Consider the following 25,225-nt stretch of genomic DNA (forward strand, 5'->3'; position numbering starts at 1 on the left):
GCTAATGCACAACACCGACCGCTCCGCTCCCCCCTCGTACCGCGAGCGGCTGAGCCCGTCGCTGTGGCTGCTGGTCAGTGCCGCGGTGTGCGCGCCGATGGCCGCGGTGACCTTCGCGCCGATCGACACGACCCTCGCGCTCGTGGTCGGTCTGGCCGTCGGCGTGGGCCTCGTCTCGGCACTCATCGCCGGCGCTCCGGTCGTCTCGGTGAGCGACGGCGAGCTCCGCGTGGGCCGCGCGCACATCGCCGTCAGCGACCTCGGCGAGCCCGAGATCCTCGCCGGCGAGGCCGCGCGGGCCGCCCGCGGCAGCGACCTCCGCCGCGACGACTGGCACCTCCTGCGCGGAGGCATCGACGGTGTCGTCCGCGTTCCCGTCGCAGACGAGGACGACCCCACGGCGCGGTGGGTGTTCTCGTCCCGCACCCCCGAGAGGGTGGCGGCGATGATCACCCGCGCGCAGCGGGGTCGCTGAGACCTGGAGGTCGGGGCCGGTCAGGCCGCGCACTCGGTGCAGATGGCACCGATGGAGGTCTGGTGGTCGATCTGGGTGCGGTGCTTCACGAGGAAGCACTCGACACAGGTGAACTCGTCCTCCTGCGGAGGCAGGACGACGACGTCGAGGTCGACGTCGGAGAGGTCGGCGCCGGGCAGTTCGAAACCGCTCGGGTTGTCGGAGTCCTCGACGTCGACCGAGCCGGACATCTTGTCCGGGACGCGTTCCTTCAGAGCCTCGATCGACTCGCTGTCGTCTTCGGTCTTGCGGGGGGCGTCGTAATCCGTGGCCATGCGAGAACGTCTCAACTTTCGGGGTGTTGCAGTGGGTGCGGCCCGTTCGGGCGGCCATAGTTTGCATCACGCACCCGTGAATCGCAAATGGGCCGCCGGGTCGCCGCCGCCTTTCGGAGGGGCCTCACCGCAAACTCGCGGCACGCCCCGGATATTCCCGTCGCCGGGCGCCCGCCGTGACACCATGGGCGCACACGCTGGATCTGGAGGACGTCCGCATGGAACAGCTCAAAGTGATCGGCACCGAGGACGGTCGCCTCATGCTCGCGACCGACGCCGGTGACCGCTTCTCGCTCGCCGTCGACGAGGCGCTGCGCACGCAGTTGCGCCGCCTGCAGCGCGACGCCGAACCTCGACTCGCCCGCCCCAACCCCCGCGACATCCAGGCGCACATCCGTGCCGGGATGTCGGCTGAGGACGTCGCCCAGCTGCTCGGAGTCCGCGTCGAGGACGTCCAGCGTTTCGAAGGGCCCGTCCTCGCCGAGCGCGAGCACGTCGTCGACCAGGCCCTCGCCGTGACCGTGCTGATCGGCGGCGAGCTCGACCCCGGGGCGCAGCCCACGTTCGGCAACGCCGTGCGCGCGAAGCTCGCCGAGGCGGGCGCGACCGGCGAACGGTGGACGAGCTGGAAGGACCAGAACGGCTGGACCGTGAAGCTCGAGTTCACCGTCGGCGAGGTCGAGCACGACGCGCGGTGGTCGTTCGACCCCCGCCGATCCTCGCTCGCACCCCAGAACTCCGACGCGACGCAGCTCTCCCGGCAAGGCTCCCTCCCGGAGGGCCTCATCCCTCGCCTGCGCGCCCTCGACACCGCTCCGCAGAAGGATGCCTCACGGTTCGACAGCGGATCGTTCGGTCCCCGCGGGCTCGTCGCCCCCGACGGCGCGGCCGAAGCGACCGACGATCGCCCCTCCTCCTCGGCGGCTGTCCAGCAGGCCGCGATCAAGCGTGCCCCGGACGCCCCGGTGACCTCCGCGGAGACGGCCGACCTCCTCGAGGCGCTCCGCCGCCGCCGCGGACAGCGCGAGCCGATGCCGACGGAGCAGGCCGAACAGCGGTCGTCGAGCCCGGTCGCCCTGTTCGACGCGCTCGAGACGCCCGAGGAGCCCACCCCGGACGAGCCGGCACCCACCGAGACCGAGGCGAGCGAGGTTCCGGCCGAGCAGACGCGCCGCCGCGGACGCACGTCGATGCCGTCGTGGGACGAGATCGTCTTCGGCGCCCGCACCGAGGACGGCTGAGCGTCAGGCGAACGACCCCAGCCGCACCATGGGGACGACGCGCTCCTGATCGGTGAGGGATCCGTGTTGCCCGATCATGCTTTGCGGCCGCTTGTCCGGCTCCCTGTCGTCGTAGTACGCGACCGCTGAGCGGGCGGCCACCAGGACGTCGCCGATGCGAGGGAGCACCTCCGCGTCCACGATCTCGCCGAACAGGCCCGCCGCGACCGCCTCGTCGCGCGACAGCACCCAGGACCTTCCGGACTCGGCCTCGTGCCAACGCCGGAGGACGTCGTCCGCGCGTCCCTCCTCCGTGTAGAGGTGGAGCATGCGCGGCTCGCCGCCCACGATGCGGACGTCGTCCACCAGCGGATCGCCGTCCTGCAGGAGCAGGTGACGGTGCCGCGGGACGTCGACCACCCCGTGGTCGGCCGTGACGACGGCACCCGCGTGGGCGCCCATCGCCGTGTCGAGATCGCGCGCCGCCGCGTCGACGGTCTCCAGCGCGGCCGACCATTCGTCGCTCTCCCACCCGCGCGCGTGCGCGATCGTGTCGAGCTCGGGGATGTAGGTGTAGACGAGGGCGCCAGGATGCCGCAACGCGAGATCCGCGGAGCGCTCCATGCGCTCCGCTATGGTCGTGGCCCCGATGAACTCCGCGCCGCGCTGCAGCGCGCGGGTGAACCCGGTCGCGGCGTACCGCGGCGACGAGACGACGAAGCAGGGTCGCCCGGCTGCGGTCTCGCGTTCGAGGATCGGCGCGCAGCGCTGCCACGTGAGCGGATCGAGACCGTCGGTCTCCCAGCCCTTGAGCTGATTCGGTGCCAGGTCGGTGCCCGGCACCCGCACGCGGTAACCGACGAGGCCGTGCCGGCCCGGCGACTCCCCGGTGAGCAGGCTCGTGAGCGCCGCCGCCGTCGTCGCGGGGAAGACGGTGCGCGCGGCATCCTTCTTCGTCATGCGTCCGGCGAGGAATCGGGCGTACCCGGCGCGGGCGGTGAGGTTCGATCGACCGAGTCCGTCGACCATGACGACGATCGCCGATCGTGCCGGCGCGAACCACTCGCCGCGCCCCTGTAGCGAGGCCAGGATCTGCGGCACGACACCGGTGAGGCTCCGGGCCGTGGGCGGGTCCGCGGGTAGGCTGGCAGTCATCCGGGTCAGTCTTCCACACGGCGCAACGCTGCCGTCCTGACCCCTGGCAGCATCTCCCGAAGACCGATCGAGGCCATGGCATCGCGCACTCCCCCTCCCCCTCCCGCCGTTGAACGCATCGAGGACGTCGATCTCGCCGACGAGATGCAGGGGTCCTTCCTGGAGTACGCGTACTCGGTCATCTACTCCCGTGCCCTGCCCGATGCGCGGGACGGCCTGAAGCCGGTGCAGCGCCGCATCCTGTTCCAGATGTCGGAGATGGGGCTGCGCCCCGACCGAGGCCACGTCAAGAGCGCGCGCGTCGTCGGCGACGTCATGGGCAAGCTCCACCCGCACGGCGATTCGGCGATCTACGACGCGCTCGTCCGCCTCGCCCAGGACTTCGCCCTCCGCGTCCCGCTCGTCGACGGCCACGGCAACTTCGGCTCGCTCGACGACGGTCCCGCTGCGGCGCGGTACACGGAGGTCCGACTCGCGGCATCCGCCCTCGCACTCACGGAGAACCTCGACGAGGACGTCGTCGACTTCATCCCGAACTACGACGGCCAGTTCCAGCAGCCCGAGGTGCTGTCGGCCGCCTTCCCGAACCTCCTCGTCAATGGGGCGACCGGCATCGCCGTCGGCATGGCGACCAACATGGCGCCGCACAACCTCATCGAGGTCGTCTCGGCCGCTGTCCACCTGCTCGAGCACCCCGACGCGACCCTCGACGAGCTCATGGAGTTCGTGCCGGGTCCGGACCTCCCCGGCGGCGGCGTCATCGTCGGACTCGACGGCATCAAGGAGGCGTACGAGACCGGTCGCGGCTCCTTCCGCACCCGCGCGAAGACGTCGATCGAATCGCTCGGCCCGCGCCGCACCGGCATCGTCGTCACCGAGCTCCCCTACATGGTCGGCCCCGAGCGGGTGATGGAAAAGATCCGCGACGCCGTCACCGCGAAGAAGCTCACCGGCATCTCGGACCTGACCGACCTCACCGACCGCAACAACGGTCTGCGGCTCGTGATCAGCATCAAGACGGGCTTCGACCCGAACGCCGTGCTCGAGCAGCTGTACCGCCTGACTCCGCTTGAGGACTCGTTCGGCATCAACAACGTCGCCCTCGTCGCGGGTCAGCCGCAGACGCTCGGGCTGAAGGACCTCCTGCGGGTGTATCTGGACCACCGCATCCAGGTCGTCACGCGGCGCAGCCGCTACCGGCTCGCTCGCAAGCAGGAACGCCTCCACCTCGTCGAGGGCCTCCTCATCGCGATCCTCGACATCGACGAGGTCATCCAGGTGATCCGCACCTCGGACGACAGCGACCAGGCCCGCACACGACTCATGGACGTGTTCGACCTCTCGCAGCCGCAGGCCGAGTACATCCTCGAACTGCGCCTGCGCCGGCTGACGAAGTTCTCGCGTGTCGAGCTCGAGAGCGAGCGCGACACCCTGAAGGCCGACATCGCCGCACTGGAGGAGCTGCTGGCCAGCGACGTGCTCCTGCGCCGTCAGGTCGCGAAGGAGTTGGATGCCGCGGCCGAGGCCTTCGGCACGCCCCGCCGCACCCTGCTCATGAACGGCGGACCGGTCACCCCGCGCGGCCGCGCCGCTGCCCCCGCCGATCTGCAGATCGCCGACGCCCCCTGCCGCGTCTTCCTGTCTGCGACCGGTCGCATGGTGCGCGCCGAGCTGGTGCCCGACGCACCGGGAGGCGGCATCGTGCCGCCGGCCCGCCGATCCAAGCACGATGCCATCCGGTCGGCGGTCGACACGACGACCCGCGGCGACCTGGGCGCGGTGACCACGCTCGGACGCCTCGTCCGGTTCACCCCGGTCGACCTCCCCTCGGTCCCGGCGAACTCGGTGCAGCTGGCGGCCGGCACACGCGCCGCGCAGTACCTCGGGTTGGGCGCGAAGGAGCATGTGCTCGCCCTCGTCCCGTTGACGGCCGACGCGCCGATCGCGCTGGGCACGGCGCAGGGCGTCGTCAAGCGTGTCGCGGCGACCGAGCTCCCGGCCGGCAAGCCGGACGTCGAGATCATCGCGCTCAAGCCGGGCGACACCGTCGTCGGGGCGGCGCTCGCGGCGGACGGGACCGAACTCGTCTTCGTCACGACCGATGCCCAGCTGCTGCGGTTCGATGCCGCGGCCGTGCGTCCCCAGGGCCGCTCGGCGGGCGGCATGGCCGGCATCCGTCTGGCAGGCGACGCCCGTGTGATCGCGTTCACCGCCGTAGCCGCGACCGACGACACCGTCGTCGCGACCGTCGCCGGATCCACCGCGGCCCTGCCGGGGACGGATGCCGGATCCGCGAAGGTCTCCGCCTTCACCGAGTTCCCCGCCAAGGGGCGTGCGACCGGTGGCGTGCGCGCGCAGCGATTCCTGCGCGGCGAGGACGCGCTCATCCTCGCCTGGGTGGGCGATGCCCCCCGCGCCGTGGGCGCGGACGGCTCGGTCCGGCAGCTGCCCGAACCGGGAGCGAAACGCGACGCCTCCGGCCAGGCCCTCGACGCCGTCATCGGCGCCATCGGCACCGCGGTCTCCTGAGACGGCACGGCGTGGCTCGGCGCGGCATCCATGTGGAGATCGACATCGCCGCGACGATGGAGCACCTCTGGGCGCTCACCCAGAACCCCGAGCTGCACCCGCGCTGGGACGTCCGATTCTCGCGGATCCAGCCGACGGACACCGACGCGTCCGGGAGGCAGCGGTTCACGTACGAACGCCGGACGCCGCTCCACACGGTGCGGGGCACGGGTGTCAGCCTGGGTGAGCGCCTGCGGCCCGACGGCACCCGGACGTCGGCGCTGCGTTTCTCGACCACCGATCGGCTCTCACCGATCCGCCGGGGACGGGGGTACTGGCGCTACATCCCCCTCCCCGACGGCCGGGTGCGATTCGTGACGGGGTACGACTACGACCCCGGGTGGGGCCCCGCCGACGTCTTCGTGCGTCCGCTTCTCGGTTGGGCCACGGCATGGAGCTTCGACCGGCTGCGCATCTGGGCAGAGACGGGGGTCGCCCCGGAGCGCTGGGGCCTCGTCGCCGTCCTCGCCTGGTGGCGCGCGGACCGACCTCGCGCGGCGCGGTGCGGTCGTCGACCCGCCGGCCGGCACGCGCTCGACGACGCCCCCGCCACCCTCGCCGACCTTCGGGAGCCGACATGACCTCGCTCTTCCGCACCGCCATGGGAGCGGACTTCGATCGCCTGCAACCGCAGCTCCAGCGTCGTTTCGACGTCGGACTGACGGGCGGCATGGCTTGCGTGGGACGCGGGGTCATGACGCAGATCACGCGCGGCCCGTGGTGGACGGTGCCGTTCCTGCAGATCGGGCGCCTCCGCAACATCCTCGTCCCCGACGTGGGCGCCGACGTCCCCTTCACCATCGCCAACTACCCCTACCTCGATCCGTACGGACGGGAGACGGTCACCTTCGTGCGCGAGTACCGGGTCCGCGGCAGGAGGCGCCGCTTCGACGCGACGATGGTGGCAGGGCACGACGGGATCGTCGACTACCTGGGGACCCACCAGCACCTCGCGGTGGACCTCGACGTGTCGGCGGAGCCCGACGGGTCACTCCTCCTGCGCAGCGGCGCGCAGCGCTTCTACGAGGGGCCGGTCGCCTTCCGCTTCCCGATGCTGTTCAGCGGCCGCGCGACTCTCCGCGAGCGGTTCGACGAGACCGACGGACGGTTCCACGTCGACCTTCGCGTCGACAACGACCGCTTCGGGTACCTCTTTTCGGCTACCGAGGGTCCTTTACGTGCGAGTGGATGCCGGCATCCGACGCCCCGGCTCATCTGAAGCCGCGTCGCCACGAGCGGCGCCTCTGAGTCAGGCGGTCAGTTTCGCCTTGACGTAGGCGACGATCGCGTTCGCGTGGCCGTGGCCGAGGCCGTGCTCCTCCTTGAGGAGCCCCACCGTCTCCATGTGCGTCCTCGTGTCGAGCGCGTCGGCCGCGAGGTCGAGCCAGTGCTGCATGGGCTGCCCATACGTCTTCTCGATGCTCGGGAAGTACGACGCCGGCCCCTTCGGCTTGTCGCCGGGGCCGATCATGGGAGCGACGACGCGGTGGGAGGTCATGCGCACAGAGTAGACCCGACGGAAGTCTGGGTCAGGCGTCGATCCGCTCGCGGTCGAGCCGTTCGCTCGAGGTGACGATGAAGTCCCGGCGGGGCGCCACCTCGGATCCCATGAGCAGCTCGAAGACGGTGGAGGCGACTTCGGCGTCCTGCACCCGCACGCGGCGGAGAGTGCGTCCCGCGCGGTCCATCGTCGTCGTCGCGAGCTGGTCCGCGTCCATCTCGCCGAGGCCCTTGTAGCGCTGCACCGGCTCCTGCCACCGCTTGCCCGACTTTGTCAGCTTCGCAAGCAGCGTGTGCAGTTCCTGCTCGCTGTAGGTATAGATCGTCTCGTTGGGCTTGGAGCCGGGGTTCATGACGACGACGCGGTGCAGCGGCGGCACGGCGGCGTACACCCGACCCTCTTCGATGAGGGGCCGCATGTACCGGAAGAAGAGGGTGAGCAACAGCGTGCGGATGTGTGCGCCGTCGACGTCGGCGTCGCTCATCAGGATGATCTTGCCGTAGCGGGCGGCCTCGAGGTCGAAGGAGCGGCCCGAACCGGCACCGATCACCTGGATGATCGCGGCGCACTCGGCGTTCGAGAGCATGTCGCTGATCGACGCCTTCTGGACGTTGAGGATCTTGCCGCGGATCGGCAGCAGCGCCTGATACTCGCTGTTGCGGGCGTGCTTGGCCGTCCCGAGGGCTGAGTCCCCCTCGACGATGAACAGTTCCGACTCGGCGACGTCGTTCGTCCGGCAGTCGGCGAGCTTCGTCGGCAGCGAGGACGACTCGAGCGCGTTCTTCCGGCGCTGGGTCTCCTTGTGCGTGCGCGCCGAGATGCGCGCCTTCATCTCGGAGACGACCTTCTCGAGCAGCAGGGCGGTCTGCGCCTTGTCGTCCCGCTTCGTCGAGGCGAACTTGGCGGCGAGCTCTTTCGAGACCACCGACGTGACGATGTTGCGGACGGCCGGCGTGCCCAGGATCTCCTTCGTCTGGCCCTCGAACTGGGGCTCCGGCAGGCGGACGGTCAGCACCGCCGACAGTCCCGCGAGGATGTCGTCCTTCTCGATCTTGTCGTTCGCACCGACCTTGAGCTTGCGGGCATTCGACTCGATCTGCCCGCGCAGCGTCTTCATGAGGCCCTGCTCGAAGCCCTGCTGGTGCGTGCCGCCCTTCGGCGTCGCGATGATGTTCACGAACGAGCGGGTGACCGTCTCGTAGCCCGTCCCCCACCGCAGCGCGATGTCGACCTCGCACTCGCGCTGCACATCGGTCGGCACCATCGCACCCGACGGCTGCAAGATGGGAACGGTCTCGGTGAACGTGCCCGTGCCGGTGAGACGCCAGGTGTCGGTGATCGGGGCATCCGGTGCGAGGAAGTCGGCGAACTCCGAGATGCCGCCGTCGAAGCGGTAGCTCGTCTCGATGGTTTCCGCGGCGCGCTGGTCGACGATCACGATCTCGAGCCCCGGCACGAGGAAGGCCGTCTGGCGGGCGCGCTGCTCCAGCTCGCTGAGATCGAACGCTGCGTCCTTTGTGAAGATCTGACGATCGGCCCAATAGCGGATGCGGGTGCCGGTGACGCCCTTGGCCGCCTTACCGACGACGCGCAGCTCGCTCGACTTCTCGAACGGGCGGAAGCCGGACGACGGGGAATCGCCCTCGAAGATGCCGGGCTCACCCCGGTGGAACGACATGGCGTACGTCTTGCCCGCCCGGTCGACCTCGACGTCGAGCCGCTCCGAGAGCGCGTTGACGACGGACGCACCGACACCGTGGAGACCACCGGATGCCGCGTACGACCCACCGCCGAACTTGCCACCCGCGTGCAGCTTGGTGAAGACGACCTCGACACCCGTCAGGCCGGTGCGCGGTTCGACGTCCACCGGGATGCCGCGCGCCCGGTCACGGACCTCGACGCTGCCGTCGGCGTGCAGGATGATCTCGATGCGGTCGCCGTGTCCGCCGAGGGCTTCGTCGACCGAGTTGTCGATGATCTCCCACAGGCAGTGCATGAGTCCGCGGGAGTCGGTCGAGCCGATGTACATACCGGGCCGTTTGCGCACGGCCTCGAGCCCTTCCAGGACCTGGAGATGATGGGCGGAATACTCGGCTGTCACGATCTCCCATCGTATGCGGCACCCCCGACACGACGCCGACCGACACACACGCCGTCATGAGGTCGACACGCACAGGGGGCGCATACCGTACGCGCACAGCGAAATGTCATGCAATGGCGGCATACCCGCAACATCGGCGTGGTTGTATTGCGTGACAGTTCACCCGTCTTGAGCAGTACGAGGAGGCACCTGACATGAGCACGTCGACCACCACCGAGCCCGGAGCCGTCCTCGAACACCGCCTGACGGCGATGGATCGCTGCGACTCCTGCGGAGCCCAGGCCTACATCGCCGCCGAGGTCAACGGGAGCGAACTCCTGTTCTGCGCCCACCACGGCCGCAAGTACGAAGAGAAACTCCGCGCCGTCGCCACCTCGTGGCACGACGAGACCGCCCGCCTGACCGAGTCGGTCTGAGCCGCGGCATCCCGATCACGACGAAAGCCCCCTGCGATGCAGGGGGCTTTCGCGTTGCCGGTCAGAAGCCGACGGCAGCCTGGTACACCGGGAGGAGGCCCGTCCGCACACCCGACGCCGACGGCTTCGGCTGGAAGACGCTGGAGTTGTGGTTGCCCTCGATGACGACGGGACCGTTCGCGGTGATCGCGATGTCCCACCCCGCGTAGGGCGCCTCGGGCGTCCGACGGGCGAGGGCGGCGACCAGATCGAGGACCTCGCTGTAGAGCGGCACCCGGAATCCGACGATCGGCGTTCCCGTCACGGGGTGCTCGCGGTAGACGTTGCTGTTCTTGTCGACACCGGGGTACAGCGCGACGCCCTCGTCGTCGAGCATCGTGAACATCCCGCCCGAGGCGAAGTTGTCGATGACGTCGCCGTTGCCGATGCGCAGCACGGCCGCCAGCAGGTGCACACGGTCGTCTTTGTCGAGGAACGTGATGAGCCGGACGGTGTTGACCGCGTCCGGGTACAGCGCCGACATCTCGGGGTGCTGCACGATGAACTCGTCGAGCACCGTCTGGCCCTGGGCGGTCACCTCGGCCCGGAACCGCGCGGGGTCGACGTCGGGGCCGACCTCGTGGAGCTCGATCCCCCCGCCGCCGTGACCCTCGTTGGGCTTGGCCAGCACACGCGGGTGCCGGGAGAGGAACGCCGCCAGCTGCGCGTCGTCGACGTCCCGCAGATCGATCGTCTCGCGACCGAGCAGATCGGCGTACTCGCGGGCGAACCGGCGCTTGTCCTCGAGCTTCGAGCGCCCCTCGGGCGTGTTGTACATCTTCGTGATCCGGAAGGATTTCGGATGCGTCATCCACGTCTTCCGCTCACGCGCGTTCAGGAGTCGGATGTCCCACACCGCGTAGTCGCGGAAAGCCATGTCGTAGCGCACCGAGCACCACAGCATGTCCGCGATGATCACCGGCAGCGGCGCCTTCGACACCCGCTGGACGGTCCGCGCGAACTCGACGAGGTTGCCCGGGCGGAGCTTGCGTGCGCGACGGATCAGGTACTGCAGGCGGACGCGGATGCGGCGCATGTCGGTCCCTTCGGTTGGGGTCGGTCAGAAGCGCATCGCAGCGCGGTAGCGGGGCAGCAGACCGCGACGGATGCCGGAGACCGAGGGCTTCGACTGGAAGACGCCGGAGTTGTGGTTGCCCTCGATGACGACGGGGCCGTCGGGCGTGATGGCGATGTCCCACCCGATGTACGGGAAGGCAGGCACGCGACGCGCGAGCCGGTCGACGAGCTCGAGAACCTCGTCGTAGAGCGGCACCTGGAACCCGGTGATGGGTGTTCCCGTCGCGGGGTGCTCGGCGAAGGGGCGCCCCTCCTCGTCGCTGGCGGCGTGGAGGGCACGACCCTGCTCGTCGAGCATCGTGTACATGCCGCCGTTGCTGAAGTTGTCGATGACGCCGCCGTTGCCGATCTTCAGCACACCCGCGAGGACGTGCACCTCGCCGTCGGGATCGAGATAGGACACCATCCGGAGCGAGTTGACGCTCCCGGGGTACAGCGCCGCCATGTCGGGATGCTGCACGAGCACCTCTTCGACGAGCGTCTGACCGTCGGCGAGCAGTCGCTCGCGGAAGGCGTCGACGTCATCGATGTCGGCGGAGTCGACGAGCGTGATCCCGTTGCCGCCCACGCCGCCGGGGTTCTTGGCGATGATGCGCGGGTGACGGGCGACGAAGGCGGCGAAGGCCGCGGCATCCGACTCACCGAGGTCGAGCCACTCACGACCCAACTCGGGCCCGAAACGGGTGGCGAACTGGAGCTTGTCATCGAAGATCGCCCGCTGCGCGTTGTCGTTCAGGCGTCGCGAGAGGTGGAACGACTTGGGGTCGGTCATGTACGTCTTGCGTTCACGACCCTTGAGGATGCGGAAGTCCCACTCCGAGTAGTTCTCGAACGTCGTCTCGTAGCGGACCGAGCACCACGCCATGTCGGCGACGACCCACCACAGCGGCGCCTTCGACAGCCGCGCCGACTGGCGCGCGAACTGCAGGACGCGCTCGGTGTCGAAGTTGACCACCCGGCGCACGAAGAAGCGGGCACGGCGGTAGAGCCTGTTGACGGCGCCCACGGTCAACCCTTCGACGGACGGATGATGCCGAGCGGCGTGGACTGGTGTCCCTGACCGAGCGGGTTGTCCGAGAGGATGCGGACGAGCCGCTGCTCCCCCGCCTTGTCGAGCGTCGACCCGAGGATGTTGCCACCGATGTCGTTGATGTCGACGACCGCCACCTCGAACGCGCCGCCGAGACGGGACTTCAGGCGCGCGGCCACGGCGGCCGGCTCCTTCGGACCGAGCACGACCGCCTTGTTGTACGGCGGGATCGTGTGCGGAGTCGGGCCGTCGATCGACCGCGCCTTGTCGCCGGCGATCCGGTAGAAGTCACCGCGTCGTCCGAACAGCTTCGTGATCGCGGCAACGCCGGCGGCGAACAGGATGCGGGGCGTCCCGCATTCGCGCAGCGCCATCTCCATCGTCTCGGGCATGCCCAGGCCGATGCCGTACTTCGTCTTGACGACGTAGCGCGAGAGGAAGCGGGCGAGCGGGCGCGGCGCGATGTCCTCGACGAGGTACGACCTGCCCTGCGTGATCGCGACGATCTTCTCCGTCACGAACAGCAGATCACCGGGCTGCAGCTCGGGCGAGGCGTAGGTCGCGACGATCTCGTCGATGTCCTCGCCCGGCATGACGACGTGCGTCCGGATCGGGATCCGGGCGTACGTCGCGCCGTCGACCGCTCGCGTGAGCTCCTTACCCTCGTTCGCGGCGCCGCTCATTCGAGGTAGTCCCGGAGCGACTGCGACCGCGACGGGTGCCGCAGCTTCGCCATCGTCTTGGACTCGATCTGACGGATCCGCTCACGCGTGACGCCGAACGTGTCGCCGATCTGGTCGAGCGTCTTGGGCTGACCGTCGCCGAGGCCGAACCGCATCCGGATGACACCCGCCTCGCGCTCACTGAGTGAGTCGAGCAGGGACTCCAGCTGACGCTGCAGCATCGTGAACCCGACGGCGTCGGCGGGGACCACGGCCTCGGTGTCCTCGATGAGGTCACCGAACTCGCTGTCGCCGTCCTCACCGAGGGGCGTGTGGAGCGAGATGGGCTCGCGGCCGTACTTCTGGACCTCGATGACCTTCTCGGGCGTCATGTCGAGCTCGCGGCTGAGCTCCTCGGGCGTGGGCTCGCGACCCAGGTCCTGCAGCATCTGCCGCTGCACGCGGGCCAGCTTGTTGATGACCTCGACCATGTGGACGGGGATGCGGATCGTGCGCGCCTGGTCGGCCATCGCGCGGGTGATCGCCTGACGGATCCACCAGGTGGCGTAGGTCGAGAACTTGAAGCCCTTGGTGTAGTCGAACTTCTCGACGGCACGGATGAGGCCGAGGTTGCCCTCCTGGATGAGGTCCAGGAACTGCATGCCGCGACCGGTGTAGCGCTTGGCCAACGAGACGACCAGTCGCAGGTTCGCGCCGAGCAGGTGGCTCTTGGCGCGCTGCCCGTCACGGGCGACCCACTGCAGGTCGAGACCCAGCTGCGACGACTTCTCGGCCGCCGTCATGTGCGAGAGCTTCTCCTCGGCGAACAGGCCCGCCTCGATCCGCATCGCGAGCTCGACCTCTTCGGCCGCGTTGAGGAGCGGGACCTTACCGATCTGCTTCAGGTAGTCCTTGACCGGGTCGGCGGTCGCACCGGTGATCTGCGTCGAGTAGACCGGGACCTCGTCGTCGTCCGAGGACGAGATGACGATCGCGCCCGTCGGGAGCGGCTCGGTGAAGGCAGGCTTCGCGGGCTCGTCCTCGTCCTCGCCGTCCGCCTTCTCGGCATCCTTCTTCGTGTCGTCGTCCGAAGCGTCGTCGGCGGCGTCGACGTCGATCTCGACCTCGTCGACTTCTTCGTCCTCGTCCTCGTCGTCGGCTGCCTTCTTGGCGCGTGCCTTGGCCGGGGACGCCTTCGTCGCGGCCGGCTTCTTCGCCGCGGCCTTGCGAGCCGGAGCCTTCTTCGCCGGGGTGGTCGCCGCCTCGGGCTCGACCGCTTCGGCGTCGTCGACCGTGTCGGCCGCGCGTGTACGGGTGGTCCTCGTGCTCGAAGTCACGTTTCGCCTTTCACCGACGGCACTCCGCCGGGTTTCGGACACTAGTAAGACCCTTGTCAAGTCCGCCGGACTCGCACGGAAGCGACTCCACGGGCCCGACAACGGGTCATTTCGTCCATTCTCTCATACGTCTCGGATGCATGAAGGACGTACCCGTGTCAACACCGAATACCTTGTGCGCATTCCCCGGCGGGATGCTGTCACGGCGGCGCGGAGTGCGACTCAGCCGAGCCCGGGGCGCCGGTCGTCGTCGCCGGAGGGACGGTTCGCGAGGAACCGCTCGAGCTCGGCGGCCAGCTCGTCGGCGGACGGCAGATCGCCGGTGTGGATGATCGGCTGGGCCTGCGTCGAGCCCGCCATGTAGGCGTCGTAACGATTCTCGAGGTTGCCGAGCATGGCCGTCAGTTCCTCACTGGCCGCGACCTGGTCATCCACCTTCTCGAGGTACTCCCGGTTCTCCTCGCGGAGGGTGTCGCTGTCGAAGACGAGACCGGTCGCGACGGAGACGCTGTCGAGCGCGGCGATCGCCGCCGCGGGGAAGTCCGTCTCCGCGAGGTAGTGCGGCACCAGCAGGGCGAACCCGGACACCGAGACACCGGCGTCCGAGAGCCGGTACTCGAGGAGGTGCCCGGCGGTCGAGGGGACCTGGGTGCGGGGCTTCCACACGGAGTGCGCCTCGGTGAGGTCGGCGCGGTTGCCGCTGACCGTCGTCCCCAGCGGCCGCGTGTGGGGCACCGGCATCGGGATCGCGTGCACCCAGGTGACCGACCGGACCTGGAGCCCCTCGGCGAGTCCGACGACGGTGTCGACGAAGGCCTCCCAGGCGAAGTCGGGCTCGTAGCCGGACAGCAGGACGAAGGGCTGACCCAGCGAGTCGTGGACCAGCGCGAGGTCGAGGCGGGGAGGCTGGTAGTCCTCGAGGTGGTCGCCGTTGAAGGTGATGAGCGGCCGGCGGGCACGGTAGTCGAACAGCACGTCCGGGTTGAAGGTGATGACCGGTTGCGGGTCGAGCTCGGTGTGCAGGTGGTCGACGACGCGGGTGACCGCGGAACCGGCATCCGTGAAGCCGGTCAACGCGACGACCAGCGGAAGGCCCGCGGGCACGGGCGGCGCCGTCGTGATGCGCTCGTAGAGGGGACCAGACAGGGGCATGTCTCCACTGTAGGAGCACGCCCGAAGCAGGCGGCGCGCCACCCGTCCCGCTCTGAGCGAACGCCCCCGTCCATAGGATGGAGTCCATGCCGTACCCCGAGCTGACCGTGTCCACTTCTCCTGCACGCGACGGCGGTGCCGACGCGATCATCCTCGCCCTCCCGCCGCTCGACGACGCGGCGTCGGTCCTCGCGGACTGGCCGGGTGTCGAGGAGGTCCTCCGCGGCATCGGGTTCAGCGGCACCCCCGGGACCACGACCCGGGTCTTCGCCCCCGCCTCCACCGCGGTCCCCCTCTTCGTCGTGGGGACCGGCTCCGCGCCGTCGGCCGAGGCGATCCGGGATGCCGTCGGTGCCGCCGTGCGCACGACGACGGGGTTCGCCCGGCTCGCCGTCGCCCTCCCGCACGCCGAAGCGCACTGGCGCGCCGCAGCCGAAGGGGCGGTGCTCGGCGGATACCGCTTCGAGGGGTACAAGTCCTCCGAGCCCGGGAAGACCCGCGCCTCGCACGTCGTCCTGCACCTGTCGGCCGACGTCGACCCGCAGGAGCTGCGCGCGGTCGACGTCACCGGGTCCGCCGTCGCCCTCGTGAAGGACCTCGTCAACGTCCCCGCGGAGTGGCTCGGACCCGCCGATCTGGCCGAGCGCGCCATCGAGGCCGTCGCGGGGCTCCCCGTCGACGTCGAGGTGCTCGACGAGACCGAGCTCGCGGCGCAGGGCTACGGCGGCATCCTGGGCGTCGGCAAGGGGTCCGACCGTCCGCCGCGCCTCGTCCGCCTGACCTACTCCCCCGCGGACGCCGACCGCCACATCGCCCTGGTGGGCAAGGGGATCACGTTCGACACCGGGGGACTGTCGCTGAAGCCACCGGCATCCATGGTCGGAATGAAGTTCGACATGGCGGGAGCGGCGACCGCGCTCGCCGTGGTGCGCGCCGCCGCGCAGCGCGAACTGCCGATCGCGGTGACCGCGTGGCTGTGCATCGCCGACAACATGCCCTCCGGGCGCGCGACCCGCCCCGGCGACGTCCTGCGGATGCTCGACGGCACGAGTGTCGAGGTCCTCAACACGGATGCCGAGGGTCGCCTCGTCCTCGCCGACGGGCTTGTCGCGGCGAGCCGGACGCGACCCGATGTCATCGTCGACGTCGCGACGCTCACGGGTGCCGTGATCGTCGCGCTCGGCAACCGCCACACGGGGGTCATGGGCGACGACGCGACCGTGGCGCGCTACCTCGAGGCGGCCGCATCCGCCGGTGAGGCCGCATGGCAGCTGCCGCTCCCCGACCACATGGAGGACGAACTCGACTCCCCCATCGCGGACCTCCGCAACGCCAAGGTCGGCGACCCGGCGGGCGGCACGATGTTCGCCGGGCTCTTCCTGCGCCGCTTCGTCGGACGCACGGGAGAGGATGCCGACGCCCCCCGCATCCCGTGGGTGCACCTCGACATCGCGGGCAGCGGCGAGAACAAGGCCTCGCCCTTCGGCCCGACCGACAAGGGACCCACGGCGGCGACGGTCCGTTCGCTGCTCGCCTTCCTCGAAGCGGAGATCCGATGAGCCGCCACGAGTTCGACGTCGTCGTCCTGGGCGGCGGCAGCGGCGGGTACGCCGCCGCGATCCGCGCGAGCGAGCTGGGCAAGAAGGTCGCCCTCATCGAGAAGGACAAGGTCGGGGGAACCTGCCTGCACCGCGGCTGCGTGCCGACCAAGGCGCTCCTCCACACCGCGGAGATCGCTGACCACGTGCGGGAAGCCGCCGCGGTCGGCGTCGACGCCTCGCTGACGGGGTTCGATCCGGCGCGGATGACCGCTTACCGCGAAGGCATCGTCGCCAAGAAGTACCGCGGCCTGCAGAGCCTGCTGTCCACGCGCGGCATCACCGTGGTCGCGGGCGAGGGCCGGCTGAGCGCGGACCGGTCCGTGATCGTCGGCGAGGACGAGTACGCGGGTGCGGATGTCATCCTCGCGACGGGCTCGCAGACGAGGTCGCTCCCGGGGATCGAGGTCGGCGGACGGGTGCTCACGAGCGAGACCGCGCTGACGCTCGACACCGTCCCCGGCTCGGTGGTCGTCCTGGGCGGCGGGGTCATCGGAGTCGAGTTCGCGAGCGCGTGGCGTTCGCTCGGCGTCGACGTCCTCATCGTCGAGGCCCTCGACCGACTGCTCCCGGCAGAGGATGCCGCATCGAGCAAGGCCCTCGAACGCGCGTACCGCAAGCGCGGCATCCGGACCGCCCTCTCGACCCGCTGCGAGGGCGTCTCGCAGCGCGAGGACGGCGTGGCCGTCACGCTCTCGGACGGAGCCGTCGTCGAGGCGGACTACGTCCTCGTGGCGGTCGGACGGGGTCCCGTCACCGACGGCCTGGGTCTCGACGAGGCGGGTGTCACCCGCGACCGAGGGTTCGTCGTCGTGGGCGACGACCTGCAGACCTCGGTCCCCCACGTGTGGGCCGTGGGCGACATCGTCCCCGGACTCCAGCTCGCGCACCGCAGCTTCCAGCAGGGCATCTTCGTGGCGGAGCGGATCGCCGGTCTCGCGCCGGTCGCCGTCCCCGAATCGACCATCCCGCGCGTCTCGTACTCCCACCCGGAGGTCGCCTCGGTCGGCCTCACCGAGGAGCAGGCGCGCGCCGCGCACGGGGATCGCGTCGCGGCCTACGAGTTCAACCTCGCCGGCAATGCGAAGAGCGAGATCCTCGGGACCGCGGGCTTCGCCAAGGTCGTCCGCATCGTGGACGGCCCCGTCGTGGGCGTGCACCTCGTCGGCGACCGCGTCGGCGAGCTCATCACCGAGGGGCAGCTCGCGATCGGATGGGAAGCCCACCCCGAGGACATCGCACCCTTCATCCACGCGCATCCGACCCAGAGCGAAGCCCTCGGCGAGGCGTTTCTCGCTCTCGCGGGCAAGCCCCTCCATACCGTCTGACCCCGTCGCACGGGCGACACTAAGCTAGACAGCACATCGCACTTTCTTGAAGGAGACACAGTCATGAGCACATCCGTGGTCCTCCCCGCGCTCGGTGAGAGCGTCACCGAGGGAACGGTCACCCGCTGGCTCAAGAAGGTCGGTGATTCCGTCCAGGCCGATGAAGGACTCCTGGAGATCTCGACCGACAAGGTCGACACCGAGATCCCCTCGCCCGTCAGCGGCGTCATCGAGGAGATCCTCGTGCAGGAGGACGAGACCGTCGAGATCGGCGCCGTGCTCGCGAAGATCGGTGACGGCTCGTCCGCGCCGGCCGAGTCCGAGCCCGCCGAGTCCGCGCCGGCCGAGTCCGAGCCCGCCGAGTCCGCTCCGGCCGAGTCCGCACCTGAGCAGTCCGCGCCTGAGCAGTCCGCACCCGCCGAGCCCGCCCCGCAGGAGGCTCCCGCCGAGTCCGCGCCGGCACCGGCGGCATCCGCCGACGCGAAGGACGTCGTCCTCCCCGAGCTCGGTGAGAGCGTCACCGAGGGCACCGTCACCCGCTGGCTCAAGCAGGTCGGCGACGACGTCGCGGTCGACGAGCCCCTCCTCGAGATCTCGACCGACAAGGTCGACACCGAGATCCCCTCGCCCATCGCCGGCACGCTGACCGAGATCCTGGTCCAGGAGGACGAGACCGTCGAGGTCGGCGCCGTCCTGGCCCGCGTCGGATCCGGCGCCGCCGCGGCTCCCGCCGAATCGGCCCCCGCGGCACCCGCCGAGGAGAAGGCCCCCGAGGCCCCGGCGCCGCAGAGCGAGGCGCCCGCCGCCGAACAGCCCAAGGCCGAGGAGCCGAAGGCCGAGGAGCCGAAGGCTGAGCAGCCCAAGGCCGAGCAGCCCGCTCCGGCCGCACCGGCGCCGGCCGAGTCGGCGTCGGACGACGAGGGCGTCACCTACGTGACTCCTCTCGTGCGCAAGCTCGCCCAGCAGCACGGCGTCGACCTGTCGAACGTGCGTGGCAGCGGCGTCGGTGGACGCATCCGCAAGGAGGACGTCCTCAAGGCCGCCGAGGCCCCCAAGGCCGAGTCCGCACCGGTCGCTGCCGCCGCGCCGGCGCCCGCCGCCGTGGAGGTCTCGCCGCTGCGCGGCACCACCCAGGCGATGTCGCGTCTGCGCAAGGTGCTCGCCAGCCGTGCCGTCGAGTCGATGCAGCAGACCGCTCAGCTGACGACGGTCGTCGAGGTCGACGTCACGAAGCTCGCGAACTACCGAGACTCGGTGAAGAACTCGTTCCTCGAGAAGACCGGCGACAAGCTGTCGTTCCTGCCGTTCTTCGCGCTGGCGGCCGCCGAAGCCCTCAAGGCGTTCCCGATCATCAACGCGACCGTCGACGGCGACCAGATCGTCTACCCCGCGAGCGAGAACCTCTCGATCGCGGTCGACACCGAGCGGGGTCTGCTGACGCCCGTCCTGCGTGACGCGGGCGACAAGAACATCGCACAGATCGCGCACGAGATCGCCGACCTCGCCGACCGGACGCGCAACAACAAGCTGAAGCCCGACGAGCTGGCCGGCGGCACGTTCACGCTCACCAACACCGGTTCGCGTGGCGCACTGTTCGACACCCCCGTGGTGTTCCTGCCGCAGTCGGCCATCCTGGGCACGGGCGTCGTCGTGAAGCGTCCCGGAGTCGTCTCGGTCGACGGGAAGGACGCGATCAGCGTCCGCTCCTACGTCTACCTGGCGCTGTCCTACGACCACCGCGTCATCGACGGTGCCGACGCCGCGCGCTTCCTCAGCGCGGTGAAGGCTCGCCTTGAGGCGGCGCAGTTCGAGGGTCAGCTCGGCGTCTGACACCCCCAGCGGGATCATGGCTGGTCCGCGAGGTCGTACACCTCGCGGACCAGCCATCGCTTTTCCTCCCGCACCATGACGAGCACCTGGGTCACCTCGGCCGTCACGATCCGGACGGCCGCGGCACCGCCGTACTCGTCGACCACCTCCACCGCGTAGTCCCCACCCGCGGCGTCGATCGGTCGGGCCGATCCGGGCTCCTCCCAGAGCTTTTCGAGACAGGCGGCGTCACCACAGGCAGCCAGCGCGTCCACTAGGCCGCGAGCCGCGTCGACGATCTCCGCCGGCCCCTCATCGGACCGGGCGGCGTCCGCCGTCGCAGGATTCTCGTCGCGCACCGGAGAGGCGGATGCCGACGGCGCCGCCGCGCGCGTCGGATCAGCGGACCCGCCGACCACCGTTGCCGGGCGCTCCCCCTCCCCTGACGGCCACAGGGCGCCCCCGACGATGACCGCCGTGGCCACGGCTGCCGCGACGAGGAGGACACGGCGGCGTCCCCCCGTGGGCCGGTCTGCGTGCCGATCACCCACGCGCGGCGTCGCACGGGTGCGACGGACGACCGCGGCCCACGCGCGCGCGACCCGCTCGGCGACCCCCACGTCCACCAAGCGCGCGAGCAGGGCCCGCACGGTGCCGGCGACGCTCCCACTCCCGTGCGGCGGAGCCACGGCGCGTTCGCGTCTCTTGGGCAGGTGCCCGTCCTCGCGCCGTTCCGTCGGAAGCGGTTCGGGATCGGCCGCGGCGAACAACGCGCCTTCGATCGCCTCGCCCTCTCGGCGCAGGAGCCGGGGGTCGCCGATCGCCGCCGCGGCGCTCTCGAGTGCTCGCTGCAGCGCCGGGTCCGCGGCATCCACCCGCCGGAGGAGGTCGACGGTGTCCTCGCGCCAGGCGAGCGTGCCGGTCAACGCGAGGACGGGTCTGCCCTCGGTGGTGACCCACCATCGCCCGACCTCGGCACCGAGTCCGTCCGCCTCGCGTGCGCCTCGGAGGGCGCTGACCGCCAGCGTGACGAGGACACCCGGCGGGAGCGAGCCGTCCGTCAGCACCTCGTCGAGCCTGACGGGACAGTGCGGCAGGACGAAACGGGGACCTTCCGGCGTCCCCGCGGCGTCCATCGGGGCGAGGAGGTGCTCGGCCCCGTGCGCCGCCCACGCGGGCGAGGCGCCGAAGGCAGCGGCGTCCACCCACACGGTCGGCGGGTCACCGGCGCGCAGTACCCCGGCGAACGGGGCCTCGGCCGCGGTGAGCTCGCGCAGCGCCGGCGGGATGTCCAGAGCGACGGGTTCCATTCCTCCACCCTCCGCCCGCGCCCACCATCATCGGCTGCGCCCCGACGACCTGTGGACAGCCGCCCGCGCCCGACGACGTGTGAAGAAGTCCGCGGGCCGCGAAGGTAGGCTGAGCACATGGCATCCCGCAGTACCGCACCTGAGAAGCGCCCCGGATTCTTCTCCCAGATCCGCTCGCTGTACACGTTCACCCGGAGCGAGTTCCGGTGGTTGCCGTGGGCCTTGATCGGTGCCCTGCTCCTCGGTGTCGCCCTGGGCGTCGGCCTCGGCTTCCTCGTGCCGCCGGTGGAGATCTGGAGCGTCATCCTCTGGGGTGTCAGCGGCCTGCTCATGGGCTTCCTCTTCGCGATGATCCTGCTGACGCGCCTGTCGACGCGGGTCATGTACAAGAAGCTCGATGGGATGCCGGGTGCCACCGGGCACATCCTCTCGACCGGTCTCGGTCGGAGCTGGGTGACGTCCGACATGCCCGTGGGTGTCAACCCGCGGACGCAGGACGCCGTCTACCGGGCCGTCGGTCGCGGCGGGGTCGTCATCATCGGAGAGGGTGCGCGTGGGCGACTGACGCGCCTCGTGAACGACGAGCGCAAGAAGGTCGCGCGGGTCGCCTCGGGCATCAACATCGAGGTCCTCTACGTCGGCGAGGGCGAGGGCGACGTCCACATCTCCAAGCTCGCCAAGACCATCAAGGCGCTGCCCAAGACCGTCGATCGCGCCACCCTCGCGGCCGTCGTCAAGCGCATCGACTCGGTGTCGCAGTCGGTGACGTCGCTGCCGATCCCCAAGGGCATCGACCCGACGCGCGCCCGCGCTCCGCGACCCCGGTAAGCCGCCGCGTCAGCCGCGGACGAGGACGGTTCCGACCGCCTTGTCGTGGAGGCCACGCTGGTCGGCGTCCCAGATCACTGCGGGCAGCACGACGACGAGCAGTGCCGTGCGGACGATGGGACGCCAGAGGCCGGGCCATCCGCCGCGCGCCAGCTCCACCCGCATCCCGAGGATCCGGTGACCCGGACTCCCGCCGATCGTGGGGACGAACAGGATCTGGAGGGCGGCGAACACGATCATCGGCGCGAACAACGTCCAGCCGGCCTTCTCGGGCAGGGCGAACTGGTCGTATCCGAAGAACGCCGTCGCCAGCACCGTCGCCGCCGCATAGTCGATGAACAGGGCGCCGATGCGCCGGCCGGGCCGGCCGATGCTGCCGCGGCCGGTGGCGGGACGTCCGAGCCGTTCGCCGGGGTAGTCGGGCAGGGTCGATGACACCGTCTCAGCGTAATCCGGACCGCGTAACATCTTCGAAACATCGGGGACACTGCCGGGCAACTGCACCCCGATAGGTTCGAGGAGCGCCTGATCCGACGGGCGACGACAACGCACCCGATCTTGGAGACTCCATGTTCAAAGATTCTTCCGAGGTGCTCGCGTTCATCAAGGACGAGGACGTCAAGTTCCTCGACATCCGTTTCACGGACCTCCCTGGTGTGCAGCAGCACTTCAACATCCCGGCCTCGACCGTCGACGAGGAGTTCTTCACGGTCGGCCAGCTCTTCGACGGCTCCTCGATCCGCGGCTTCGCGAACATCCACGAGTCGGACATGCAGCTCATCCCGGATGTCACGACGGCCTACCTCGACCAGTTCCGCGAGGCGAAGACGCTCGTCATGATCTTCGACATCTACAACCCGCGCACCGGCGAGATCTACCACAAGGACCCGCGTCAGGTCGCCAAGAAGGCGGAGAAGTACCTCGCGTCGACCGGCATCGCCGACACCGCGTTCTTCGCCCCCGAGGCGGAGTTCTACATCTTCGACGACGTCCGCTACGAGGTGAAGCAGAACTCGAGCTTCTACTCCGTCGACTCCGAGGAGGGCGCCTGGAACACCGGCCGCGCCGAAGAGGGCGGCAACCTCGCCAACAAGACGCCGTACAAGGGCGGATACTTCCCGGTCAGCCCGGTCGACAAGACCGCCGACCTGCGTGACGACATCACGCTGAAGCTGATCGAGGCCGGTTTCGTCCTCGAGCGCTCGCACCACGAGGTGGGCACCGGCGGCCAGCAGGAGATCAACTACCGCTTCGACACCATGGTGCACTCGGCGGACGACATCCTGAAGTTCAAGTACATCGTCAAGAACACCTGCGAGCAGTGGGGCAAGGTCGCGACCTTCATGCCCAAGCCGCTCTTCGGCGACAACGGCTCCGGCATGCACACGCACCAGTCGCTGTGGCTCGACGGCAAGCCGCTCTTCTACGACGAGAAGGGCTACGGCGGGCTGTCGGACACCGCTCGCTGGTACATCGGCGGTCTGCTGGCGCACGCCCCCGCGGTCCTCGCGTTCACCAACCCGACGATCAACTCGTACAAGCGACTGGTCAAGGGCTACGAGGCGCCGGTCAACCTGGTCTACTCGGCCGGCAACCGCTCGGCGGCCATCCGCATCCCGATCACCGGGTCGAACCCGAAGGCCAAGCGCATCGAGTTCCGCGCACCGGATGCCTCCGGTAACCCGTACCTCGCCTTCGCCGCGCAGATGATGGCCGGCCTCGACGGCATCATCAACCGCATCGAGCCGCACGAGCCGGTCGACAAGGACCTGTACGAGCTTCCCCCTGAGGAGGCCAAGAACATCCCGCAGGTCCCGAACTCGCTCCTCGACTCGCTCGAGGCGCTGCGCGCCGACAACGAGTTCCTGACGCGGGGCAACGTGTTCACGCCCGAGCTCATCGAGACGTGGATCGAGTACAAGATCGAGAACGAGATCACGCCGATCGCGGCGCGTCCGCACCCGTTCGAGTACGAGCTGTACTTCGGGGTCTGATCTCCCGACTGTGAAGGCCCGCCGGCATCGCGCCGGCGGGCCTTTCGCGTCTGCGGTCGTCGGGTCAGAACCCGGGGAGGTTGATGTCCTTGGGGTCGACCTCGACCTCGCCGACGTCGTCGGGTCCCCCGGTGCCCGGCGCGACCTGGACCTGATCCTCGTCGATGTCGCCCGCGACCTCGTCGGAGACGTGCTCGTCCTGCTTCTGCTGCGTCTCGGTCTCGCTACCGGGGCTGTACGCGGTGTCGTGATCGATCTGGTCGTCCTGCGAGTGGGCGGTGTCGGTGGCCTCGGTGGGCTCGACCGGAGCGGAGTTCTGATCGTTGGTCATGACTGGACGGTACGGCCCCGCACGGCAGCCGCCGGACCCCTTGACAGGTCAGTGAACGGAGGCGGACGAACTGCCGCGGTGCTCCTTGTGGCCTCCGCGGAGCCGGCCGACGAGCATGATCACCCCGACGATCACGAGGCCGAGGAGAAGGCCGGCGATCGCGGAGACCAGCGTCTCGCCGACCCAGACCACGACCGGACCGGCAGCCTCGAGCAGGTGCTCGACGCCGTGCAGGAGGTCGGTCGTCCAGTGCCATCCGACCTTGCCCACGTTCTCGAGGACGAGGTGTCCACCGACCCACAGCATCGCCACGGTCCCCAGGATGCTGATCCCGCGGAACACCGCGGGCATGGACCGCACGATGCGGGCGCCGTTGTGGCGGACGCGCTTGACCGGGCTCTTCGCCATCCGCAGACCGATGTCGTCGATCTTCACGAGCAAGGCGACGGCCCCGTAGACGAGCAGCGTCATCATGAATCCGATGACGGCGAGGATGGCGAGGGTCTGCCAGATCCCGAGCCCCTCCTCCAGGCTGTCCAGCGAGATGAGCATGATCTCGCTCGAGAGGATGAGGTCGGTGCGGACGGCGCCCAGCACGAGCTTCTTCTCATCGCGCTCCGCCTCCTCCTCCGCGTGGAGGTGGAACCCGAACCACTCGAGGACCTTCTCCGCACCCTCGAAGCAGAGGAAGGCGCCGCCCAGGATCAGGAGGTAGGGCAGCACCCACGGCGCGAACGCGGTCAGGACGAGGGCGATCGGGATGATGATCAGGAACTTGTTGATCAGCGAGCCGAGGGCGATCTTGCCGACGATCGGCAGTTCACGGGCCGGGGTCACACCCTGCACGTACTGCGGGGTCACCGCGGCGTCGTCGATGACGACGCCCGCAGTCTTGGACGATGCCTTCAGGGCGGCGCTCAGGATGTCGTCAACGACGGCCAGCAGTCCAACGGACATGGGTGAAGCCTTTCGGTGGGTCG

At 69.8% G+C, this 25,225-nt stretch carries 24 protein-coding genes; 11 read left to right on the forward strand and 13 right to left on the reverse strand.

The annotated features are described in order from the left end of the window. Positions 1-4: 4 nt before the first annotated feature. On the forward strand, positions 5-475 hold the full coding sequence (locus AYL44_RS05105) for a DUF3093 domain-containing protein (RefSeq protein WP_064002128.1): 471 nt from the start codon (positions 5-7) through the stop codon (positions 473-475). 20 nt (positions 476-495) lie between these two features. Here the strand turns inward: AYL44_RS05105 and AYL44_RS05110 are convergent, their stop codons facing one another. Then, positions 496-789, reverse strand: a complete 294-nt coding sequence (locus AYL44_RS05110; RefSeq protein ID WP_018186686.1) for a DUF4193 domain-containing protein — start codon at positions 787-789, stop codon at positions 496-498. 218 nt (positions 790-1,007) lie between these two features. On the opposite strand from AYL44_RS05110, the gene sepH reads away from it, so the two are divergent. Beyond that, on the forward strand, positions 1,008-2,030 hold the full coding sequence (gene sepH, locus AYL44_RS05115) for a septation protein SepH (protein ID WP_064002129.1): 1,023 nt from the start codon (positions 1,008-1,010) through the stop codon (positions 2,028-2,030). Positions 2,031-2,033: 3 nt separating this feature from the next. Here the strand turns inward: sepH and AYL44_RS05120 are convergent, their stop codons facing one another. Continuing rightward, positions 2,034-3,164, reverse strand: a complete 1,131-nt coding sequence (locus AYL44_RS05120) for an alkaline phosphatase family protein (protein ID WP_064002130.1) — start codon at positions 3,162-3,164, stop codon at positions 2,034-2,036. Between the two features lie 75 nt (positions 3,165-3,239). On the opposite strand from AYL44_RS05120, the gene AYL44_RS05125 reads away from it, so the two are divergent. Genes AYL44_RS05125 through AYL44_RS05135 form a run of 3 tightly spaced genes read left to right on the forward strand, consistent with a single transcriptional unit; the run spans position 3,240 to position 6,951 of the window. Beyond that, on the forward strand, positions 3,240-5,693 hold the full coding sequence (locus tag AYL44_RS05125; RefSeq protein ID WP_064002131.1) for a DNA gyrase/topoisomerase IV subunit A: 2,454 nt from the start codon (positions 3,240-3,242) through the stop codon (positions 5,691-5,693). Positions 5,694-5,704: 11 nt separating this feature from the next. Further along, positions 5,705-6,313, forward strand: coding sequence for an SRPBCC family protein (locus tag AYL44_RS05130; RefSeq protein ID WP_231872730.1), 609 nt, complete (start codon positions 5,705-5,707; stop codon positions 6,311-6,313). Then, positions 6,310-6,951 (forward strand): DUF4166 domain-containing protein, encoded by a 642-nt coding sequence (locus AYL44_RS05135; protein WP_231872731.1) that lies wholly within the window; start codon positions 6,310-6,312, stop codon positions 6,949-6,951. The genes AYL44_RS05130 and AYL44_RS05135 overlap by 4 nt, the downstream gene beginning before the upstream one ends. A 30-nt stretch (positions 6,952-6,981) precedes the next feature. On the opposite strand, the gene AYL44_RS05140 is transcribed toward AYL44_RS05135, so the two are convergent. Continuing rightward, positions 6,982-7,230: a DUF4287 domain-containing protein gene (locus AYL44_RS05140; RefSeq protein WP_064002487.1), complete on the reverse strand. Its 249-nt coding sequence runs from the start codon at positions 7,228-7,230 to the stop codon at positions 6,982-6,984. A 31-nt stretch (positions 7,231-7,261) separates the two neighbouring features. Continuing rightward, the gene (locus AYL44_RS05145; protein ID WP_064002132.1) at positions 7,262-9,334 is read right to left on the reverse strand and encodes a DNA gyrase/topoisomerase IV subunit B; all 2,073 of its coding nucleotides are present in this window, start codon (positions 9,332-9,334) and stop codon (positions 7,262-7,264) included. A gap of 194 nt (positions 9,335-9,528) precedes the next feature. On the opposite strand from AYL44_RS05145, the gene AYL44_RS05150 reads away from it, so the two are divergent. Further along, the gene (locus AYL44_RS05150) at positions 9,529-9,750 is read left to right on the forward strand and encodes a DUF7455 domain-containing protein (RefSeq protein WP_018186680.1); all 222 of its coding nucleotides are present in this window, start codon (positions 9,529-9,531) and stop codon (positions 9,748-9,750) included. A 61-nt stretch (positions 9,751-9,811) separates the two neighbouring features. On the opposite strand, the gene AYL44_RS05155 is transcribed toward AYL44_RS05150, so the two are convergent. The 5 genes from AYL44_RS05155 to AYL44_RS05175 form a co-directional block, all read right to left on the reverse strand. Further along, positions 9,812-10,825, reverse strand: coding sequence for a sugar-transfer associated ATP-grasp domain-containing protein (locus AYL44_RS05155; RefSeq protein WP_064002133.1), 1,014 nt, complete (start codon positions 10,823-10,825; stop codon positions 9,812-9,814). A 24-nt stretch (positions 10,826-10,849) separates the two neighbouring features. Beyond that, on the reverse strand, positions 10,850-11,872 hold the full coding sequence (locus AYL44_RS05160) for a sugar-transfer associated ATP-grasp domain-containing protein (RefSeq protein ID WP_064002134.1): 1,023 nt from the start codon (positions 11,870-11,872) through the stop codon (positions 10,850-10,852). Positions 11,873-11,874: 2 nt separating this feature from the next. Then, complete coding sequence (locus AYL44_RS05165; RefSeq protein WP_064002135.1) at positions 11,875-12,579, reverse strand: coenzyme F420-0:L-glutamate ligase; 705 nt, start codon at positions 12,577-12,579, stop codon at positions 11,875-11,877. Continuing rightward, positions 12,576-13,895, reverse strand: a complete 1,320-nt coding sequence (locus AYL44_RS05170; protein WP_064002136.1) for an RNA polymerase sigma factor — start codon at positions 13,893-13,895, stop codon at positions 12,576-12,578. The genes AYL44_RS05165 and AYL44_RS05170 overlap by 4 nt, the downstream gene beginning before the upstream one ends. Positions 13,896-14,117: 222 nt before the next feature. Continuing rightward, positions 14,118-15,047, reverse strand: coding sequence for a proteasome assembly chaperone family protein (locus AYL44_RS05175; protein WP_064002137.1), 930 nt, complete (start codon positions 15,045-15,047; stop codon positions 14,118-14,120). 86 nt (positions 15,048-15,133) lie between these two features. Between AYL44_RS05175 and AYL44_RS05180 the strand changes: the two genes are divergently transcribed. The 3 genes from AYL44_RS05180 (at position 15,134) to sucB (ending at position 19,803) form a co-directional block, all read left to right on the forward strand. After that, on the forward strand, positions 15,134-16,606 hold the full coding sequence (locus tag AYL44_RS05180; protein WP_064002138.1) for a leucyl aminopeptidase: 1,473 nt from the start codon (positions 15,134-15,136) through the stop codon (positions 16,604-16,606). After that, entirely contained in the window at positions 16,603-17,973 is a 1,371-nt protein-coding gene (gene lpdA, locus AYL44_RS05185) for a dihydrolipoyl dehydrogenase (protein ID WP_064002139.1), read from the forward strand. The genes AYL44_RS05180 and lpdA overlap by 4 nt, the downstream gene beginning before the upstream one ends. Before the next feature lie 63 nt (positions 17,974-18,036). Then, positions 18,037-19,803 carry a 2-oxoglutarate dehydrogenase, E2 component, dihydrolipoamide succinyltransferase gene (gene sucB / locus AYL44_RS05190; RefSeq protein WP_064002140.1) on the forward strand — a complete coding sequence of 589 codons (1,767 nt, stop codon included), beginning with the start codon at positions 18,037-18,039 and terminating at the stop codon, positions 19,801-19,803. Positions 19,804-19,817: 14 nt separating this feature from the next. Here the strand turns inward: sucB and AYL44_RS14525 are convergent, their stop codons facing one another. After that, positions 19,818-21,092 (reverse strand): hypothetical protein, encoded by a 1,275-nt coding sequence (locus tag AYL44_RS14525; RefSeq protein ID WP_064002141.1) that lies wholly within the window; start codon positions 21,090-21,092, stop codon positions 19,818-19,820. A 117-nt stretch (positions 21,093-21,209) separates the two neighbouring features. On the opposite strand from AYL44_RS14525, the gene AYL44_RS05200 reads away from it, so the two are divergent. After that, complete coding sequence (locus tag AYL44_RS05200) at positions 21,210-21,920, forward strand: DUF4191 domain-containing protein (RefSeq protein WP_064002142.1); 711 nt, start codon at positions 21,210-21,212, stop codon at positions 21,918-21,920. Positions 21,921-21,929: 9 nt separating this feature from the next. Here AYL44_RS05200 and AYL44_RS05205 read toward each other — a convergent pair whose 3' ends face one another. Further along, complete coding sequence (locus tag AYL44_RS05205) at positions 21,930-22,358, reverse strand: RDD family protein (RefSeq protein WP_064002143.1); 429 nt, start codon at positions 22,356-22,358, stop codon at positions 21,930-21,932. Between the two features lie 131 nt (positions 22,359-22,489). Between AYL44_RS05205 and glnA the strand changes: the two genes are divergently transcribed. After that, positions 22,490-23,914 (forward strand): type I glutamate--ammonia ligase, encoded by a 1,425-nt coding sequence (glnA, locus tag AYL44_RS05210; protein WP_064002144.1) that lies wholly within the window; start codon positions 22,490-22,492, stop codon positions 23,912-23,914. A gap of 64 nt (positions 23,915-23,978) precedes the next feature. Here the strand turns inward: glnA and AYL44_RS05215 are convergent, their stop codons facing one another. Beyond that, entirely contained in the window at positions 23,979-24,245 is a 267-nt protein-coding gene (locus AYL44_RS05215; protein WP_064002145.1) for a hypothetical protein, read from the reverse strand. Positions 24,246-24,293: 48 nt separating this feature from the next. Next, complete coding sequence (locus AYL44_RS05220) at positions 24,294-25,202, reverse strand: DUF808 domain-containing protein (protein ID WP_064002146.1); 909 nt, start codon at positions 25,200-25,202, stop codon at positions 24,294-24,296. Positions 25,203-25,225: the final 23 nt, after the last annotated feature.

It is taken from the genome of Microbacterium oleivorans (assembly GCF_001644225.1).
Taxonomy (GTDB): Bacteria; Actinomycetota; Actinomycetes; order Actinomycetales; family Microbacteriaceae; genus Microbacterium; species Microbacterium gawkjiense.